This is a genomic window from Rhodococcus sp. P4_F5 (assembly GCF_056401315.1).
Genome location: NZ_JBFUJP010000004.1, coordinates 125,187 through 143,450, shown reverse-complemented (window position 1 = coordinate 143,450; position 18,264 = coordinate 125,187). Strand labels below are relative to the sequence as shown.

The 18,264-nt window shown below is 70.7% G+C and carries 18 protein-coding genes and 1 pseudogene; 7 read left to right on the top strand and 12 right to left on the bottom strand.

Annotated features, from left to right (window positions below; translation table 11 throughout):
- Nucleotides 1-132 precede the first annotated feature (132 nt).
- From AC1DU4_RS04275 to AC1DU4_RS04265, 3 genes are read left to right on the top strand one after another with little or no spacing between them, the layout of a single operon-like run.
- Nucleotides 133-567 carry a roadblock/LC7 domain-containing protein gene (locus AC1DU4_RS04275; protein WP_477837831.1) on the top strand — a complete coding sequence of 145 codons (435 nt, stop codon included), beginning with the start codon at nt 133-135 and terminating at the stop codon, nt 565-567.
- A gap of 13 nt (nt 568-580) precedes the next feature.
- Nucleotides 581-958, top strand: coding sequence for a DUF742 domain-containing protein (locus tag AC1DU4_RS04270; RefSeq protein ID WP_477837830.1), 378 nt, complete (start codon nt 581-583; stop codon nt 956-958).
- Nucleotides 959-974: 16 nt separating this feature from the next.
- Nucleotides 975-1,526 (top strand): GTP-binding protein, encoded by a 552-nt coding sequence (locus tag AC1DU4_RS04265; protein WP_477837829.1) that lies wholly within the window; start codon nt 975-977, stop codon nt 1,524-1,526.
- 204 nt (nt 1,527-1,730) lie between these two features.
- Here AC1DU4_RS04265 and AC1DU4_RS04260 read toward each other — a convergent pair.
- From AC1DU4_RS04260 to tkt, 11 genes and pseudogenes are all read right to left on the bottom strand, one after another.
- Nucleotides 1,731-1,808, bottom strand: a pseudogene (locus AC1DU4_RS04260) (heat-shock protein HtpX); the annotation flags it as partial.
- A gap of 44 nt (nt 1,809-1,852) precedes the next feature.
- Nucleotides 1,853-1,996, bottom strand: a complete 144-nt coding sequence (locus AC1DU4_RS04255; protein WP_477837839.1) for a hypothetical protein — start codon at nt 1,994-1,996, stop codon at nt 1,853-1,855.
- A gap of 23 nt (nt 1,997-2,019) precedes the next feature.
- Complete coding sequence (locus tag AC1DU4_RS04250; protein ID WP_477837837.1) at nt 2,020-3,309, bottom strand: RNA polymerase sigma factor; 1,290 nt, start codon at nt 3,307-3,309, stop codon at nt 2,020-2,022.
- Nucleotides 3,310-3,314: 5 nt separating this feature from the next.
- Nucleotides 3,315-3,656 (bottom strand): YciI family protein, encoded by a 342-nt coding sequence (locus tag AC1DU4_RS04245; RefSeq protein ID WP_477837828.1) that lies wholly within the window; start codon nt 3,654-3,656, stop codon nt 3,315-3,317.
- Nucleotides 3,657-3,791: 135 nt separating this feature from the next.
- Nucleotides 3,792-4,415, bottom strand: a complete 624-nt coding sequence (locus AC1DU4_RS04240; protein WP_072847140.1) for an acyl-CoA-like ligand-binding transcription factor — start codon at nt 4,413-4,415, stop codon at nt 3,792-3,794.
- On the bottom strand, nt 4,399-5,952 hold the full coding sequence (locus AC1DU4_RS04235) for an MFS transporter (RefSeq protein ID WP_477837827.1): 1,554 nt from the start codon (nt 5,950-5,952) through the stop codon (nt 4,399-4,401). Before AC1DU4_RS04235 ends, AC1DU4_RS04240 begins: the two co-directional genes overlap by 17 nt.
- A 385-nt stretch (nt 5,953-6,337) precedes the next feature.
- The gene (pgl, locus tag AC1DU4_RS04230; RefSeq protein WP_477837826.1) at nt 6,338-7,087 is read right to left on the bottom strand and encodes a 6-phosphogluconolactonase; all 750 of its coding nucleotides are present in this window, start codon (nt 7,085-7,087) and stop codon (nt 6,338-6,340) included.
- Between the two features lie 9 nt (nt 7,088-7,096).
- The gene (gene opcA, locus AC1DU4_RS04225; RefSeq protein ID WP_477837825.1) at nt 7,097-8,005 is read right to left on the bottom strand and encodes a glucose-6-phosphate dehydrogenase assembly protein OpcA; all 909 of its coding nucleotides are present in this window, start codon (nt 8,003-8,005) and stop codon (nt 7,097-7,099) included.
- A gap of 40 nt (nt 8,006-8,045) precedes the next feature.
- Nucleotides 8,046-9,590 carry a glucose-6-phosphate dehydrogenase gene (gene zwf, locus AC1DU4_RS04220; protein ID WP_477837824.1) on the bottom strand — a complete coding sequence of 515 codons (1,545 nt, stop codon included), beginning with the start codon at nt 9,588-9,590 and terminating at the stop codon, nt 8,046-8,048.
- A gap of 3 nt (nt 9,591-9,593) precedes the next feature.
- Nucleotides 9,594-10,715, bottom strand: coding sequence for a transaldolase (gene tal / locus AC1DU4_RS04215; RefSeq protein ID WP_477837823.1), 1,122 nt, complete (start codon nt 10,713-10,715; stop codon nt 9,594-9,596).
- A 5-nt stretch (nt 10,716-10,720) separates the two neighbouring features.
- A complete protein-coding gene (gene tkt / locus AC1DU4_RS04210; RefSeq protein WP_477837822.1) occupies nt 10,721-12,823 on the bottom strand; it encodes a transketolase in 2,103 nt (700 codons plus the stop codon).
- 250 nt (nt 12,824-13,073) lie between these two features.
- Between tkt and AC1DU4_RS04205 the strand changes: the two genes are divergently transcribed.
- From AC1DU4_RS04205 to AC1DU4_RS04190, 4 genes are all read left to right on the top strand, one after another.
- The gene (locus AC1DU4_RS04205; protein ID WP_477837821.1) at nt 13,074-14,057 is read left to right on the top strand and encodes a heme o synthase; all 984 of its coding nucleotides are present in this window, start codon (nt 13,074-13,076) and stop codon (nt 14,055-14,057) included.
- Nucleotides 14,058-14,277: 220 nt separating this feature from the next.
- Nucleotides 14,278-15,387 (top strand): phosphotransferase family protein, encoded by a 1,110-nt coding sequence (locus tag AC1DU4_RS04200; protein WP_477837820.1) that lies wholly within the window; start codon nt 14,278-14,280, stop codon nt 15,385-15,387.
- Nucleotides 15,384-16,469, top strand: a complete 1,086-nt coding sequence (locus AC1DU4_RS04195; protein ID WP_477837819.1) for a TIGR03857 family LLM class F420-dependent oxidoreductase — start codon at nt 15,384-15,386, stop codon at nt 16,467-16,469. The genes AC1DU4_RS04200 and AC1DU4_RS04195 overlap by 4 nt, the downstream gene beginning before the upstream one ends.
- 80 nt (nt 16,470-16,549) lie before the next feature.
- Nucleotides 16,550-17,260, top strand: a complete 711-nt coding sequence (locus AC1DU4_RS04190; protein ID WP_477837818.1) for a TetR/AcrR family transcriptional regulator — start codon at nt 16,550-16,552, stop codon at nt 17,258-17,260.
- Between the two features lie 33 nt (nt 17,261-17,293).
- On the opposite strand, the gene AC1DU4_RS04185 is transcribed toward AC1DU4_RS04190, so the two are convergent.
- A complete protein-coding gene (locus tag AC1DU4_RS04185) occupies nt 17,294-18,259 on the bottom strand; it encodes a quinone oxidoreductase family protein (protein WP_477837817.1) in 966 nt (321 codons plus the stop codon).
- Nucleotides 18,260-18,264: the final 5 nt, after the last annotated feature.

The window sequence follows — 18,264 nt, the reverse complement described above, 5'->3', positions numbered from 1 at the left end:
AGATCAACACGCCGCCGAGGCTGCGCGACCCGGATGCGATCCGCGAGAAGCTCAGCAGGCACCAGCGGGGCATCCGCGAGGGCCGCGCCGCCGGCCAGTCCGAACGCAACAGCATCTAAGGAGACAATGAACATGGATCAGGGATCCGAGCTCAACCTGGATCAGGGATCCGCGGGTCGCAGCTCACTCGACTGGCTGGTCTCGAACTTCGCCCGCGACGTACCGGGCGTCACCCACGCGGYGCTGGTGTCCGCGGACGGGCTGCTGATGGCGGCCAGTKCCCACCTGCCGGTGGACCGGGCCGAGCAGCTGGCGGCGGTGACCTCCGGGCTCGCGAGCCTGTCGGCGGGCGTCTCSCRGYTGTTCGAGGGCGGCGGAGTGCTCCAGTCGGTGGTCGAGATGCAGCGTGGCTACCTGCTGCTGATGAGCGTCGGCGACGGCTCGCACCTGGCGACGCTCACCTCGGCGGGTTGCGACATCGGGCAGGTCGGCTACGAGATGGCGCTGCTGGTCGACCGTGTCGGCGCGTCCGTGCAGGCGGCGCCGCGGGCCGTCGTCGGGACCTGACCGCGAGGTGGCCATGGACGACAGCCAGAACTTCGAACGTGCCGGTGGCGGGCCGAGTCTGGTCCGGCCCTACTCGCTGACGTCCGGGCGTACCCTGCCGGCGGTCGAGCTGGCGCTCGAGGCGCTGATCCAGGCCCTGCCGGACACCGCGAACCGAAACTGGGAACTCGGGGACGTGGACGCGACGATCGTGGCAYTGTGCGCACAGTCGCCGTCCGTGGCCGAGATCGCGGCCCGGGTCGGTGTGCCGATCGGTGTCGCGCGGGTGCTGGTCGCRGACCTGGTCGAGTCCGGTCAGTTGCGAATCCTGGCCACCCTGCAAGAAGACGCCAGCGACAGCGAACGTCGTGAACTCATTGAAAGGGTCCTCGGTGGACTTCGGAAAATCTAGCGTGCAACCCGGCCGGGTGACGTCGACCAAGATCGTCGTGGCCGGGGGGTTCGGCGTCGGCAAGACCACGCTGGTCGGTGCGGTGTCCGAGATCGTGCCGCTGCGGACCGAGGCGTTGGTCACCGACGCTTCCGTGGGCGTCGACAACCTCAGYGCGACCCCGCAGAAGTCGACCACCACGGTGGCGATGGACTTCGGCCGGATCAGCCTCGCGGACGACCTGGTGCTGTACCTGTTCGGGACGCCGGGCCAGCAYCGGTTCTGGTTCATGTGGGACGACCTGATCCGYGGCGCCATCGGGGCGATCGTGCTGATCGACACCCGGCGCCTCGACGAGTCCTTCGCCGCCGTCGACTTCTTCGAGGCCCGCAACCTTCCGTTCCTGATTGCGGTGAACGAGTTCGACGACGCGCCGCGYTACGCGACSGAGGACATCCGGCAGGCGCTGGCGGTGTCCCCGGACGTGCCGATCGTYTCCCTCGACGCCCGGGACCGGGAGTCGGCGAAGTCGGGGCTGGTCGCGGTCACCGAGTACGCGTTGAGCCGGGTCGGCGCGCTGCTCCGCTGACACTCACCTGAGCCGTCCCGGGTTTGATGTCGCTTCCCCTCTTGCGAAGGATGCAGAACCAAGCAGCGTGAGCGAGCTGTGGCGATGGTCCTCGACCACCTCGACGAGTACCGATCCCTACACGCTCGACCGTCGGCGAGTGACTGTCGGCCGACCGAAACGGTCGGCCGACAGTCGTCGTCAGGCGGTGGTCGGGACGAGTTCGGCGATGCGGAACCCGGCGGCCATCTGGGATCGGCCGGCGTTGTGGAGGCAGACGAACAGCACGCTCGGTGTGGCCATCGGTCAGGACTCCTTCGGTGCCACCGAGATCGGCGGCGGCGAGATCAGGGGCGGGGGTTGGTGGAAGCGCGGACCTTCGCCAGCACCGGGTACATCATGATCAGCAGGCCCAGCGCGATCGGCAGTGAAATCCCGTCGAGCTCAACGGCACTGAGGGCGTCCCCGAGTCCCTGAACATGGCCGCCCACTCCTGCCCGGGGTGGGCGGCCGCTCACGTCGACAGCGGCTGGTCGTCCGGACCCGACGCCTCGACCTCGTCGAGCCGTCGCCGCAGGTGCGCACGCTCCGGCGCGGTGCCGACCAGGTCGAGTGCCTGCCGGTAGGCCGCGGCGGCCTCCGGGAACCGGCCGAGCCGGCGCAGCAGGTCGGCGCGGGCGGCCGGGTACGGGTGATGCCCGCGCAGACGCGGTTCGCCGGCCAGGTCGTCGAGCAGGGTCAGCCCGGCCTGCGGGCCGTCACGCATCGCCACCGCCACGGCCCGGTTCAGCGCGACCACCGGGGACGGCGTCAGTGCGAGCAGCACGTCGTAGAGCACCACCACCTGCGGCCAGTCGGTGCCCGCGAGACCGGTGGCCTCGTCGTGCAGCGCGGCGATCGCGGCCTGCACCCCGTACGGGCCCGGCGGGCCGCCGGTCAGCGCGACCAGCACCAGGGCGGAGCCCTCGTCGATCATCGCGCGGTCCCAGCGACCCCGGTCCTGGTCGTCGAGCAGCACCAGCTCGCCCGCGGGGTCCGTCCGGGCGTCGCGCCGGGCGTAGACCAGCAGCATCAACGCGAGCAGGCCGGCGACCTCCCGCTCGGCCGGCAGCAGCCGGCGCAGGATCCGCGCCAGCCGGATGGCCTCCTCTGCCAGGTCGAGCCGCTGCAGGTCCGGCCCCGAACTGGCCGCGTAGCCCTCTGTGAAGACGGAGTAGACGACCTGGAGCACCCCCGGCAGGCGTCCGGGCAGCTCGTCCGCACCGGGCACCCGGAACGGGATGCGGGCCTCGCGGATCTTCTTCTTGGCCCGGACGATCCGCTGCGCCATCGTCGCGGTCGGCACCAGGAACGCCCGCGCGACCTCCGGTGTGGTCAGGCCCGCCAGGCAGCGCAGCGTCAGGGCGACGCGGTCGTCGGGGGCGAGGGCGGGATGCGCACACGTGAAGAACAGCTGCAGTCGCTCGTCGGGGAGGTCGCTGTCCGCGCCCGCCGGCGGGGCGGGTTCGGCGCGTTCGAGTTCCACCTGCAGCACGGCGAGCCGCGCCGCGTAGGTCTGGTCGCGCCGCAACCGGTCGACGGCCTTGCGGCGCGCCGTGGTCAGCAGCCAGGCCCCGGGCCGGGTCGGCACGCCGTGGACGGGCCAGTGCACCAGCGCCGCCTCGACGGCCTCGGAGGTGACCTCCTCGGCCAGGTCGAGGTCGCCGTACCGGTGGACGAGGGCCGCGAGGAGCCGCCCGCGTTCCTCGCGGAAGACCGACTCCACCGCCGCGTCCACCGGTCCGTCGGCGCCCTGCCCGTCCATCGAGGTCACACCCCGAAGTCGGCGATCGGTCGCACCACCACGGATCCGCCGCCGCGCGCACCGGGGCAGCGGGCCGCCCAGTCCAGCGCGACGTCGAGGTTCGGCACGTCGATGACGTAGAAGCCGCCAAGCACCTCACGGGTCTCGGCGAACGGGCCGTCGGTGACGGTCCGGGTGCCGTCCGCGTCGACCCGGACCGCGGTCGCGGTGGTCAGGTCCGCGAGCGACTCGCCGCTGACGAAGATGCCGGCGTCCTGGACCGACTTGTCGTAGACCATCCAGTCCTCGACGGTGCACTGGTCGCCGGAGTCGGCGGACTCGGCGTTGATCAGCATCATGTACTTCATTTCGGACTCCTGGTGTGTGGGTGTCTCGTGCGGCCGGGTTGCCGTACAGCATGACGACGAACGAGGCGCGGCCGAATCGACACGCCCCGGGCAGAATCTTTGACCTCTGGCGTTCACCGCTGTGCCGGCGCGATCTCAGAGGTCGAATCCGGCTTCGAGGTGGGCCAGCGACGTGTCGACGAGGGCGAGCAGGTCGGCGGAGGGGTCGTCGGTGAGGGCGAAGGCGGCCGCCATCATGGCGCCCACCACGGCCCCGGCGAGGGTGCGCACGGCCAGGTCGCCGGGATCGTGCCCGGTACGAGCGGCGATCGCCTCGGTCAGCCGGTGCATGGCGTCCGCGAACTGGTCCAGCATGGCCGCGCGCAGGTCGGGCACGGAGAAGACCAGGTGCATGCGCTCGCGCATCGCGAACACCTCCGGTTCCGACAGCCGCGCGAAGGCGGTCCGGAACGAGACCCGCAGGGCCTGGATCGAATTGAGTTCCGGCGGCTGTGCGAGGAAGGCCTCGACGATCAAGGGGTCGAAGTCGTCCGAGAGCACCACGTCGGCCTTGGTGGGGAAGTACCGGAAGAAGGTGCTCTCGGAGACCTCGGCCTCGTCGATGATCTGCTGCACCGTGGTGGCGTCGTAGCCCTGCTCCTGGAACAGCCGGAAGGCGTGCGCCGCGATGGTCGCCCTGGTGCGCGCCTTCTTCCGCTCCCGCAGCCCGAGGGTGTGGTGAAGCGAAGGTTTCTCCTGCAGGTCAACGGGTTTCGACATGCTGGCCTTCCTGTTCCTGGTCGCTCGGCAAGGCCACCCGGGGGAGGAAGATGACGGTGAGCACCAGACCGACCACGGCGATGCCCGCCGACACCAGCATGGAGCTGTCCATGCCGTGCACGAACGCCGCCCGCACGGAGTCGAGCAGGGCCGCGGACCCGGTCTCGTGCGCCACCGCCACGCCGCCGAAGATGCTCTGGCGCACGGCCGTCGCCGCCGGTTCCGGCAGTCCGGTCAGGTCGAGGCGGGACAGGTAGCCGGCCGTGAGCACGCTCCCGAGGACGGCCGTGCCGAACGGCCCGCCCACCTTGTTCACCGCCTGCAGCACGGCGGAGCCGACTCCGCTGCGATCCGGTGTCAGCTCGGCGAGCGCGGCGGCGGACGCGGTGGCCATGGCCAGGCCCAACCCCATCCCGACCACCGCCATCCAGGCCGCCACGAAGGCGCCGCTCGATGTCACGTCCGTCCTCGAGCCGAGCAGGAATCCGGTTGCGAGCAGCGCGAATCCGGCCGCGACGGTGACCTTCGCGCCCAGCAGGGCGGCGACCCGATCCGCGGGCAGGGCGCCGACCACCAGGCCGCCGATCAGGGGCAGCAGGCGAACACCCGAGCCCATCGCGTCGGTGCCGAGCACGCCCTGGAAGTACTGCGGCATGGTGAACAGTCCGCCGATCATCGCCATCACCGCGACCGCGGCCAGCACCACACCCCAGGTGAACGACGCGGACCGGAACAGCGTCAGGTCAAGCAGTGGCTGACCGTCCGGGCGCCGGGTCAGGCGGCGTTCCCAGCCGACGAACCCGACCAGGATCGCGACGCCGACGATCTGCGCGAGCAGCGCGCGGGTGTCGGTCCACCCCGCCTGGCCGGCCGTGATCAGGCCGTACGTCACGGCCACCAGCCCGGCGGACGACGCGGCGACCCCGACCGGGTCCAGGCCCGGAGCCTGGGCCGCCCGGGACTCCGGCACCAGGGCGGCGACGGCGACGCAGCCGACGGCGACCACCGGCAGGTTGAGCAGGAACACCCAGCCCCACCAGTAGTGGGTGAGCAGCCAGCCGCCGAGGATCGGCCCGAGTGGGAGCGCGAGGAAGTTGGCGGCCGCCCACACCCCCACCGCTTTCGGGCGCTCGGCCGGGTCGAAGAGCACGGTGAGCGCGGAGATCGCCATCACGATCACCCCGGCGCCGGCCAGGCCCAGCAGCACGCGGGAAGCGAGGAACTGCGGCACCGTCGTCGAGTACGCGGAGGCGACAGAGCCCGCCCCGAACAGCGCCAGGGAGGTGAGCAGCACCCTCTTGTGGCCGTAGCGGTCGCCGAGCAGGCCGGCGGGCAGCATCGAGGCGGCGAGGACCAGGAAGTAGGCCGACGAGAACCACTGCAGGTCCGACTCCGAGGCGTGCAGGGCCCCGGCGAGGGTCGGGATCGCCACCGAGAGCACCGTGCCGTCGAGGCCGACCGCCAGTACCGCGAGGCTGACCGCGCCGAGGGCCCACCACCGCCGCGTCCCGAGGTCCGTCATGGCCGGGTCATTCATGACTGTCTCCTTCAACTGAAGGCAACTGTCTTATCAGCGTAACTCTCGGAATCGGTGGCGGGAAGGGGGCGGAACCCGCGGGGATTCGGACGCGTCAAACCTCGGTGAGAGCACGATTCGCCCACGGAGGGGAGTCCCACGATGACCGGGTGCACGGCGGCGCAGGGGTGGCGTCAGGGGATCGGCCGCAGCGGTGGGCGGCGACAGTCGGGGCCTCGGGGTGCCGGGTGCCGCGATGCGGGAGGTGTTCGCGGAAATCCGTGCGCCAACGGACATCCGGCGACCCGGTCGACACTGGCGGACGACGAACAGACCGACGGCCCGACGCGGGAGTGAGTCACACGTCGGGCCGTCGGCCGGGTTTCGCGGTTCGCCGCGTCGGTTGCTACCGGTCCGCGGGCAGGTCGGCCGCCGCGGCCCGGTCCAGCATCCACACCGTGGACTCGGAACCCAGCGCGCCCGCGGCGGGGATGTCGGCGGGCTTCGCCCCGCCGATCGCGGCGGCCACCGCCTCGGCCTTGTCCGCGCCCGCGACCAGCAGCCACACCCGGCGGGCCCGGCGGATCGCGGGCAGCGTCAGGGTGACCCGCTCGGCAGGCGGCTTGGGGGAGTCGGTGACGGCCACCACGTGGCGGGTCTTCTCCCGGACGGCGTCGGTGTCGGGGAACAGCGAGTTGACGTGGCCCTCGCCGCCCATGCCCAGCAGGTGCACGTCGAACTCGGGGATGGGTCCGCCGTTCGCGTGCGCGGCGAGCACGTGCTCGTACGCCACCGCCGCGGCGTCCGGGTCGCCTGCGTACTGGCCGTCGCCGTAGGGCATCGGATGCAGCCGGGCCGGCGGCACCGGCACGTGGTCGAGCAGGGCCTCGTGCGCCTGGACCTCGTTGCGGTCGGGGTCGCCCGCGGGCAGGAACCGCTCGTCACCCCAGAACACGTCGACGGCGGACCAGTTGATCTTGCCCGGGTTCGCGCGGATCTTGCGCAACAGTCCGATTCCGTTACCGCCGCCGGTGAGGACGATGGAGGCGGACCCGCGTTCGGCCTGCGCCGCCTCGATCACCGCGACCAGTTGGGCCGCGGCTGCTGTGGTCAATTCCTCGGCATCGTCGTACGTCTGAACTGCGATGTCAGTCATGAGCACCCATCACTCGTAGATGACCTTGGCCAGTCCGGCCAGGGCTGCGTGGTAGATCTCGTCGGGGTCGAGTCGGCGCAGGTCCTCGGCCAGGCAGTCCCGCGTCTCCCGGCGGGCCAGCGAGACCAGGGAGTCCGGCGCACCGGTGCGGCTGAGGGTTGCGGTCTTGCCGGTCTGCGGCCGGCTGAGCGACAGTGTGCTGGTCTCCCGGTGCAGGTCCGCCCGCAGCAGGCCGGTGCGCCGGCGGACCGGGCCGTCGATCCGGCTGGCCAGCCACCCGGCGATGAGGTCGACGGCGGGCTCCTCCGCGAGACCGGAGACCGTCGCCGAGAGGATCTGCTCGTGGGGCGGCTGGTCGAGCGCCGAGGTGAGCAGGGCGCGCCACGGCGTGATCCGCGCCCACGCGAGGTCGGTGTCGCCGTCGGTGTACGACGCCAGCCGCGAGATGATCGTGGACCGCGGGTCGGGCGCGCCGGTGGCATCGGTGATCCGGCGGACTGCCAAGCGGCCCAAGGGGTCCTGGGCCGGGACCGGGGGTGACTTGTCGGGCCACCAGGCGACCACCGGGGTGTCCGGCAGCAGGAACGGGGTGACCACCGACGACTCGTGGCCGGCCAGCTCTCCGTACAGCCGCAGCACCACCACCTCGGACGCGCCCGCGTCGCCGCCCACCCGGATCTGGGCGTCGAGCCGGGACTCGACGGACCGGTTGCCGCGGGTGACCACGATGACCCGGCAGGGGTGCTCGCGGCTGGCCTCGTTGGCCGCGTCGATGACGGCCTCGGAGTGTTCGCTGTCGTCGGTGCTGACCACCAGCGTCAGCACCCGGCCCAGGGTCACGGCGCCGCCGGTCTCGCGGAGCTCGACGAGCTTCTTGTTGACGGTCCCGGTGGTGGTCGCGGGTAGGTCGATGATCACCGGCGGGCCCCCTCGGGCGTCGGTCCTGCGTGGAATGCGCTCACGGCCTTCTCCATTCGCGTCCGGTGCGGCGCAGCATGTCCTGTGCGGACTGCGGGCCCCAGGTGCCGGCCTCGTAGGGCTCGGGGGTGCCCTCGGCGGCCCAGCGTTCGAGCACCGGATCGAGGATCTTCCACGACAACTCCACCTCGGCGTTGACCGGGAACAGCGACGGCTCGCCCAGCAGCATGTCGAGGATCAGCCGCTCGTAGGCCTCGGGAGAGGACTCGGTGAACGCCTGGCCGTAGCTGAAGTCCATGTTGACGTCGCGGACCTCCATGGAGGACCCGGGCACCTTGGAGCCGAACCGCATGGTGACGCCCTCGTCCGGCTGGACGCGGATCACCAGGGCGTTCTGCCCCAGTTCCTCGGTCATGGTGGCGTCGAACGGCAGGTGCGGGGCGCGCTTGAACACCACCGCGATCTCGGTGACCCTGCGGCCCAGGCGTTTTCCGGTGCGGAGGTAGAACGGCACGCCCGCCCAGCGGCGGGTGTCCACCTCGAGGGTGATGGCCGCGTAGGTCTCGGTGACCGAGTCCTTGGAGAAGCCCTCCTCGTCGAGCAGGCCGACCACCTGCTGGCCGCCCTGCCACCCGGCCGCGTACTGGCCGCGGGCCGTCGTCTCGTCCAGCGGTTCGGCGAGCCGGGTCGCGGAGAGCACCTTGATCTTCTCCGCCTGCAGTTCCGACGGCTCGAAGCTGACCGGCTCCTCCATCGCGGTGAACGCCAGCAGCTGCAGCAGGTGGTTCTGGATGACGTCGCGGGCGGCGCCGATCCCGTCGTAGTAGCCGGCGCGACCGCCGAGACCGATGTCCTCGGCCATGGTGATCTGCACGTGGTCCACGTAGTGCGCGTTCCAGATCGGGTCGAACAGCTGGTTCGCGAAGCGCAGCGCCAGGATGTTCTGCACCGTCTCCTTGCCGAGGTAGTGGTCGATGCGGAACACCGAGTCCTCGGGGAAGACGGTGTTGACCACCGCGTTGAGTTCCTTGGCGCTGTCGAGGTCGTGACCGAACGGCTTCTCGATCACCACTCGGCGCCACTGTTCCTCGGTCTGCTTCGCCAGCCCGGAGCGGGAGAGCTGCTCGCACACGGTGGGGAAGGCCGCCGGCGGGATGGCCAAATAGAAGGCGTGGTTGCCGCCGGTGCCGCGTTCCTGGTCGAGCGACTCGAGCGTGCTGCTCAGCTCGGCGAAGGCCGCGGCGTCGTCGAAACTGCCCTGCACGAACCGGATTCCCTCGGCGAGACGCTCCCACACCTCCTCACGGAAGGGGGTGCGGGAGTGCTGCTTGACCGCGTCGTGGACGACCTGGCCGAAGTCCTCGTCCGCCCAGTCCCGCCGCGCGAAGCCCACCAGGGCGAAGCCCGGCGGCAGCAGCCCGCGGTTGGCCAGGTCGTACACCGCCGGCATCAGCTTCTTGCGCGCCAGGTCGCCGGTGACCCCGAAGATCACCAGCGAGCACGGGCCCGCGATACGGGGCAGCCTCTTGTCCCGCTCGTCCCGCAGCGGATTGACCCACTGCGGCGCGGCGCCCGTGCTCGGCATCGATCAGCCCTTGTCGGCCGCGGCGGCGAGCTGGCCGGAGATGGCCTCGAGCAGCTCGTTCCAGGACGCCTCGAACTTCTCCACACCCTCGGACTCGAGCGTGCCGAAGACCTCGGGCAGCGCCACACCGACGCCGGTCAGCTGGTCGAAGACCTGCTGGGAGGCGGCCGCGGTGCCGGAGATGGTGTCCCCGGAGACGGTGCCGTGGTCGGCGACCGCGTCCATCGTCTTCTCCGGCATGGTGTTGACGGTGTCGGGCGCGACCAGTTCCGTCACGTAGAGCGTGTCCGGGTAGGCCGGGTTCTTCACACCCGTCGACGCCCACAGCGGACGCTGCAGCCGGGCGCCGGACTTGGCGAGTGCGGCGAACCGCTCACCCTGCTCGAACACCTCCTGGTAGGCGGCGTAGGCCAGGCGCGCGTTGGCGAGTCCGGCCTTGCCGCGCAGGGCGAGGGCGTCGTCCGTGCCCAGCGCGTCCAGGCGGGCGTCGATCTCCGAGTCCACGCGGGAGACGAAGAAGGAGGCGACCGAGTGGATCTTCGACAGGTCGTGCCCGGCGGCCTGAGCGGCCTCGAGGCCGGCCAGGTAGGCGTCGATGACGGCCTTGTGCCGCTCGACCGAGAAGATCAGCGTGACGTTGACGCTGATGCCCTCGGCGATGACCCGGGTGATCGCGGGCAGGCCCGCGAGGGTGGCCGGGATCTTGATCAGCAGGTTGGGCCGGTCGACGATCTTCCACAGCTCGACGGCCTGCGCGACCGTGGCGTCGGTCTCGTGCGCGAGACGCGGGTCGACCTCGATCGAGACCCGGCCGTCGACGCCGGCGCTGGCCTCGTACTGCGGGGCCAGCAGGTCGCAGGCGGCCCGGACGTCGTCGGTGGTCAGCGCGCGGACCGTGTCGTCGACGTTCGCGCCGTGGCCGGCGAGCTCGTGCAGCTGCGTCCGGTACTCGGGGCCCTTGAGCGCCGCCTGGAAGATCGACGGGTTCGTGGTGACACCGACGACGGACTTCTCCGCGACGAGCTGGGCGAGGTTGCCCGACTCGAGTCGGGCGCGGGAGAGGTCGTCGAGCCACACCGACACACCGGCGGCCGACAGGTCGGCGAGATTCTGGTTCTGTGGCATGGCGATCAGCCCTTCACTCGGTCCAGGGTGCGGCGAGCCGCGGCGGTCACGTTCTCGGCCGTGAAGCCGAACTCGCGGAACAACGTCTTGTGGTCGGCGGACGCGCCGAAGTGCTCGATGGAGACGGCCTCACCGGCGTCGCCGAGGATGCGCCACCACGGCATCGCGATGCCGGCCTCGACCGAGACGCGGGCACGCACCGCGGGCGGCAGCACCTCGTCGCGGTAGGCCTGGTCCTGCTCCTCGAACCAGTCGAGGCAGGGGACCGAGACCACCCGGGTGCCGATGCCCTCGGCCTCGAGGGCCTCGCGGGCCTCGACGGCCAGGTACAGCTCGGAGCCGGAGGCCAGCAGGATCACCTGCGGGGTCCCGGTGGACGCCTCGGCCAGCACGTACGCGCCGCGGGCGACGCCGTCGACGGCCTTGTCCTTGGTGCCCTCGAGCACCGGGATGTCCTGACGGGTCAGGGCCAGGGCGGACGGGCCGGTCTTGTTCTCCAGTGCCGTCTTCCACGCGTGCGCGGTCTCGTTGGCGTCACCGGGACGGATCACCGAGACGTTCGGGATGGCGCGCAGCGCGGCGAGGTGCTCGATCGGCTGGTGGGTCGGGCCGTCCTCGCCGAGGCCGATGGAGTCGTGCGTCCACACGTAGATCGCCGGCGTCTTCATCAGCGCGGCGAGCCGCACGGCCGGGCGCATGTAGTCGCTGAACACCAGGAAGGTGCCGCCGTACGGGCGGGTCGGCCCGTGCAGCGCGATGCCGTTGAGGATCGAGCCCATGGCGTGCTCGCGGATGCCGAAGTGCAGGGTGCGGCCGTACGGCTGCGCGGTCCAGTCCTTCGTGGAGATCGACGCGGGACCGAACGAGTCGGAGCCGTCGATCGTGGTGTTGTTGCTGCCGGCCAGGTCGGCGGAGCCGCCCCACAGCTCGGGCAGGATCGGGCCGAGCGCGTTGAGCACCTTCGCCGAGGCCTTGCGGGTCGCGGCGCCCTTGGCGTCGGCCTCCCACGTCGGCAGGGTGTCGGTCCAGCCGGCCGGGAACTCGCCGGACTCCAGGCGGTCGAAGAGCGCCTTGCGCTCCGGCTCGCGGGCGGCCCAGGCGTCGAACTCGCCCTGCCACTGCTGGTGCGCCGCCGCGCCGCGGGCGACGACCTCGCGGGCGTGCGCCAGGGCGGCCGCGTCGACGTCGAAGCTCTTGTCGGGGTCGAAGCCGAGCGTCTTCTTCACGCCGGCGACCTCGTCCGCGCCGAGCGCCGCGCCGTGCACGTCGCCGGTGTTCATCTTGGTCGGCGCCGGGTACCCGATGATGGTGCGCAGCACGATGATCGAGGGCTTGTCGGTGACGGCCTTCGCGGCGGCGACGGCGTCGAGCATCGCGGAGACGTTCTCGCCGCCCTCGACGCGCTGCACGTGCCAGCCGTACGCCTCGTAACGCTTGCCGACGTCCTCGCCGAACGCGATCGCGGTGTCGTGCTCGATGGAGATCTCGTTGTCGTCGTAGAAGACGATCAGGTTGCCCAGCTGCTGCACACCGGCCAGCGACGACGCCTCGGAGGTGACGCCCTCCTGCAGGTCGCCGTCGGAGGCGATCACGTAGATGTGGTGGTCGAACGGGCTGGTGCCCTCGGTGGCGTCCGGGTCGAACAGGCCACGCTCGCGGCGGGCGGCCATCGCCATGCCGACCGCGGAGGACAGGCCCTGCCCGAGCGGGCCGGTGGTCATCTCGACGCCGACGGTGTGGCCGAACTCGGGGTGGCCCGGGGTCAGCGAACCCCAGGTGCGCAGCGCCTCCAGGTCGGCGAGCTCGAGGCCGTAGCCCGACAGGTACAGCTGCGTGTACAGGGTGAGGCTGCTGTGGCCGCAGGACAGCACGAAGCGGTCGCGGCCGACCCACCCGGCGTCGGCCGGATCGTGGCGCAGGACACGCTGGAACAGCGTGTAGGCCAGCGGGGCGAGGCTCATCGCGGTGCCGGGATGGCCGTTGCCGACCTTCTGCACGGCGTCGGCGGCCAGCACCCGGGCGGTGTCGACGGCCTTGGTGTCCAGCTCCGTCCAATCGGCGGGATGGACCGGCTGGGTGAGGACACGGATCTCGTCAGTGATCGACACGAGCAGAAGTCTCCTGAGATAGATGTGAGCGCAACGCGGGTAGGACCCAGCGTAGTTGTCCACTTCTGGTACGCAGGGTTCGGACACAACAGTAGTGGTCGGGCGCGTCGAGGTCGATTTGGAAACGCCAACCGGTGACCTGCGGTTCGGTCCTGTAGCGGTGGCCGTCTACCATCGGTTGTAGTAGTGGCTGGGTCCGCGCCGAGTGGTGTGTCCGGGATCCGCCGTCGAATGTGTGTCGCAAGGAGAAATGGTGCGGATAGTGGAGCGTGGCGGACATGGTCTCGCTGGTGGCTCCGCCGCCACCCCGGCAGGGGGATCCGACACCCTCTGGGGCGCGGTCAGCGGCAAGGTGCTCGCCTACGTGGCGTTGACGAAGCCGCGGGTGATCGAGCTGCTCCTGGTGGCGACAATCCCCGCGATGCTGCTGGCGTCGCGCGGCACCGTCGACTTCCCGCTGATCCTGAGCACCCTGTTCGGCGGCTGGCTCGGCGCGGCGAGCGCGAACACCCTCAACTGCGTGGTCGACGCGGACATCGACAAGGTGATGAAGCGCACCGCCCGGCGCCCGCTGGCGCGGATGGCGGTGCCCACGTCGCACGCGCTGGTCTTCGGACTGGCCCTGGGTATCGCGTCGTTCGTGTGGCTGTGGTGGGCGACGTACCCGCTGGCCGCCATCCTGATCGCGTTGACCATCGCGTTCTACGTGCTGGTCTACACCATGGTGCTCAAGCGGCGGACCTGGCAGAACGTCATCTGGGGCGGAGCCGCCGGCTGCATGCCGGTGATGGTCGGCTGGGCCGCGGTCACGGGCAGCCTCAGCTGGGAACCGGTGGTGCTGTTCCTGGTCATCTTCTTCTGGACGCCGCCGCACACCTGGGCGATGGCCATGCGGTACAAGGAGGACTACAAGGCCGCGGGCGTGCCGATGCTGCCGGTGATCGCCAGCGAGGAGCGCGTCACCAAGCAGATCCTCGTCTACACCTGGCTGACCGTCCTGACCACGCTGGTCCTGGTGCCCGCCGCGGGCATCGTCTACGCCGCGGTCGCGCTGGTCGCCGGCGCCTGGTTCCTGCTCATGGCGCACCAGCTCTACGCCGGCGTGCGCCGCGGTGAGCCGGTCAAGCCGCTGCGGTTGTTCCTGCAGTCGAACAACTACCTCGCCGTCGTCTGCCTGGGCCTGGCGATCGACTCGGTGTTCGTCACCAACACCATCGGGTCCTACTTCAGCTGACCCGTCACCCGTAGAGAGGCTCGCCCCGGTCGCACCACGCGACCGCGGCGGGCCTTTTTGTCGTTTCCGGGAAAGCCCCGTGGTCTGGTCAGTGATCTACTCTCCCAGTCTTTGAGAGGGTTCGTTGACAATACGATTCGCGTGTCCGAGTGTTGGCGAGTATTTGTTGCGCAGAACACACTGTGGAGGAAATGTGACCCACGCTCAGCCACCGGATGACATGAAGATGCAGCGCACCAGCCGGGACATGGATGTCGTGCCGGCGGCCTTGACGAGATGGCTCGCCACCGAGCTCCCCGCGGGTGCGGAGCCAGCCGTCACTCTTCACTCCGGGATCGACTCAAACGGGATGTCCTCCGAGACGCTGGTGTTCGACGTGTCCTGGCTGGAGGACGGCGAGCAGCGGACCGCCGAGTACATTGCTCGGGTCGTTCCCGCGGCCGCGGACTTCCCGGTTCTCGAGAGCTACGCGTTGCAGGAGCAGTACGACACGATGCGGCTCATCGGCGAGTTGAGCGACGTGCCCGTGCCGCGGGTGGGTTTCATGGAGCCGACGGGCGACGTGCTGGGGACGCCGTTCTTCCTCATGGACCGGCTCGCCGGCGTCGTCCCGCCGGACCTGATGCCGTACAACTTCGGCAGCAGCTGGCTATTCGACGCATCGCCGGAGGATCAACGGCGCCTGCAGGAAAGCACAGTGAAGACGCTAGCGGCACTGCATGCGATCCCGGCGGCGGAGGAGGCCTTTGCCTTCCTGGACCCGAAACTGCCCGGTGCCACGGCGCTGGAGCGCAACCTGGCCCGCACCCGGGCCTGGTACGAGTTCGCCGTCCGCGACCTCGGGCGCTCACCGCTGATCGACCGGGCGCTGGGGTGGCTCGAGTCCAATCTGCCGGTCGCCGCCGAGTCGGTGCTGGTCTGGGGTGACGCCCGTCTCGGCAATGTGATGTACGTCGACTTCGAGCCGGTGGGTGTCCTCGACTGGGAGATGGCGAGCATCGGTCCGCGTGAGCTGGACCTGTCCTGGCTGATCTTCGCCCACCGGGTCTTCGAGTCGATGGCCATCGGTTTCGATCTCCCCGGCATGCCCGACTTCATGCGTGAAGAGGATGTGGTGGCGAGGTACGCCGAGCTCACCGGTGTTCAGATCGGCGACCTGACCTGGTACCACGTCCACAGCGCGGTCAACTGGGCCGTCCTGTTCATGCGCACCGGAGCGCGCTCCATCCATTTCGGGGAGGTCGAACGCCCCGACGACATCGAGACGCTGATGTTCCATCGATCGCTGTTCGAGAGCCTCCTCGACGGTCTCAATGTGGTGTCCCCGTGAACGAGCAACTGAACGAACTCGGCTACTACGCAGTGACCCGGCACCCGGCAGACGCCCGGGTCGTCTTTCCGGAGGCCCGCGCGGCGGAGGAGCTCGGGCTGGGCTCATGCCACGTCGGAGAGCGGTTCACCGTCAAGGACGCCGGGGTGCTGTCCGGCGCGCTGGCGGGCTGCACGACGACCCTGGGCATCGGACCGTCGACCAACCCACACACGCGGCACCCCACCGTCACTGCGACCATCGGATCGACGATGCACGCGCTGACCGAGGGGCGCTTCTCGATGGCGTTCGGCCGAGGCATGGGCGAATACTGGAAGGCCAGTGGACTTCCAGTGCTGACCGAGGCCCGGCTTCGCGACTACACCGACATCCTGCGGCGCCTGTGGGCCGGGGAGATGATCCTGGGCCACGACGGGCCGGCCGGGAAGTGGCCGATGCTGAGGCACGCGAACGGGCTGGAGGACGCGCCGCCCATCGGCTTTGTGGCAGTCGGTCCCAAGACGATGGAGCTCGCGGGCGAGATCGGTGACTTCGTGGTGCTCCACACGTTCTTCTCCGACGAGGCGACGGTCGCGTCCGTCGAGGCGGTGCGTCGCGGTGCCGAGCGTGCGGGCAAGGACCCCGACAGTGTCCGGATCTGGGCGTGCCTGGCGACGGTCGGCGACAACCTGCCGGAGGAGGACCGCCTGCGGCGACGTGCCGGGCGGCTGGTGACCTACCTGCAGGCCTATCCGGACGTGCTGATCCGCGCCAACGGCTGGGACCCGGCAATCTGGGAGCGGATTCGCGCGACCGAGCTGTTCACGAACGCGGCCGCGGCGGGGCCGATCGACGCGAGTGCCTCGGTCGAGACCCTGGAGCAGCTCGCAGCGATGATGCCCGACGAATGGCTGGCCGCGGCGGCTTCGGGATCACCCGAGAGCTGCGCGAAGACCATCGCCCGACAGTACGACCTGGGCGTGCACTCGGTCATCATGCACGGGGCGACCCCGCAGGAACTCGCACCCGTCGTCGAGGCCTACCGCGCCAACCGGCCGACGCTGCGCCGGGCGGTCGCGGCGAATCCGGGACGGTTCGCCTGATCGGCCGCCGGTAACCTGGGGCAAGGACCGGGGGAGACCCTCCGGTCCTTGCCGACTTCTTCACGTAGGACGGACCGAGAGTGCCCAGCAACGTCGACCGGCCTGCCGTGACGAGTGAGTCCCCGCAGGCGGCCCGAGCCCTGGAACAGTGGCTGGTGTCCGTGCCGGCCCCGGTCACGACGTCCGCGGCCGGTACGCGGCTGAACAAGCGAGGCCTCGAGACCCGGGCTCGGCTGCTCGATGTGGCCATCGCCTGCCTGGCCGACAGTGGCAGCGAGCCGGTCTCCGCGAACCGCGTCGCCAAGGAGGCCGGCGTCACCTGGGGCACGGTCCAGCACCAGTTCGGTGACCTGGACGGCCTGTGGGTTGCCGTCGTCACCGAGATCCACGCCCGCAGCTGGGTCGAGATCCCGGGTCCGTGGCCCGCCCGGAGCGGTTCGCTACGCGAGCGGGTCGAGGGGGCCATCGACTCCGTGTGGACCTACCTCGACACGACCGAAGGACGGGCACTCACCGCGCTGCGCACCTGGCTGCCCCCGCGCCCCTCGGACCTGGCGGCCGAGTATCCGAGGACGGCCGGCGCCCTCGCCGCCCGCGAGCACGACTGGATTCAGGGCTTCGACTACCTGATGGACGGCCTCGACCTCGACTCGGCCAAGCTGTACCAGGTGCGGTGCCTGCTCCCGGCCGCCGTGCGAGGCCTGAGCAACGAGCGCCAGCTCGGCTTCACTTCAGAGCTCGATGTCGCCCGTCGCACCCTTGCCGAAGCCCTCGTGGCCTTCCTGACCTGATCGGCGTTCTCGTCGTGCCCAGGCGAGGTTGCCTCAGGGGATCAGGACCACCGACCCGGTGGTCTGACGGCCCTGCAGGTCGCGGTGCGCGTCGGCCGCCCGGTCCAACGGGTACTGCGCGCCGACCCGGATCCGCAGGCTGCCGTCGGCGATGGCGGCGAACACGTCGCCGGAACGCCACAGCAGTTCCGCGCGGTCGCGGGTGTAGTGCGCGAGCGTCGGACGCGTCAGGAACAACGAGCCCAGCGCGTTGAGCCGTTGCGGGTCGAACGGCGGCACCGGGCCGCTGGCCGCGCCGAACAGTGCCACAGTGCCGCGGATCCGCGTCGAGGCCAGGCTCGCCTCGAACGTGCTCGCGCCGACGCCGTCGTAGACGGCGGCGACACCCTCGCCGCCGGTGAGGCCGCGGACCTGCTCGGCCAGGTCGTCGCCGTACCGCAGCACCTCGGCCGCCCCCGCCGCGCGCGACAACTCGGCCTTGGCGTCGGAGGAGACCGTGGTGATCACCCGGACCCCGCGGGCCGCGGCGAGCTGGGTGAGGATCAGCCCGACGCCGCCCGCTCCGGCGTGCACCAGCACCGTGTCGCCGGGCTGTGCCGGGTACACCGAGTGCAACAGGTAGTGGGCCGTCATGCCCTGAAGCAGCGCGGACGCCGCCTGCGGGGCGGGCACGCCGTCCGGCACCGGCACCGCGGCCGACGCGGGCACCACGACCAGTTCCGCGTAGCTCCCGGGCGCCGACGACCACGCCACCCGGTCACCGACGCGGACGTCGCGCACCTCGGCGCCCACCTGGGTCACCACGCCGGACCCCTCGGCGCCGGCCACGTAGGGCAGGTCGACGGCGTAGGCGCCGGTCCGGAAGTAGGTGTCGATGAAGTTGACGCCGATCGCCTCGGTGCGGACGAGCAGGTCGTTCGGACCCGGTGTGGGGTCGGGTGCGTCCGTGACCTCGAGGACGTCGGGACCGCCGAACCGGCTCACTGTGATTGCGCGCATGCCGC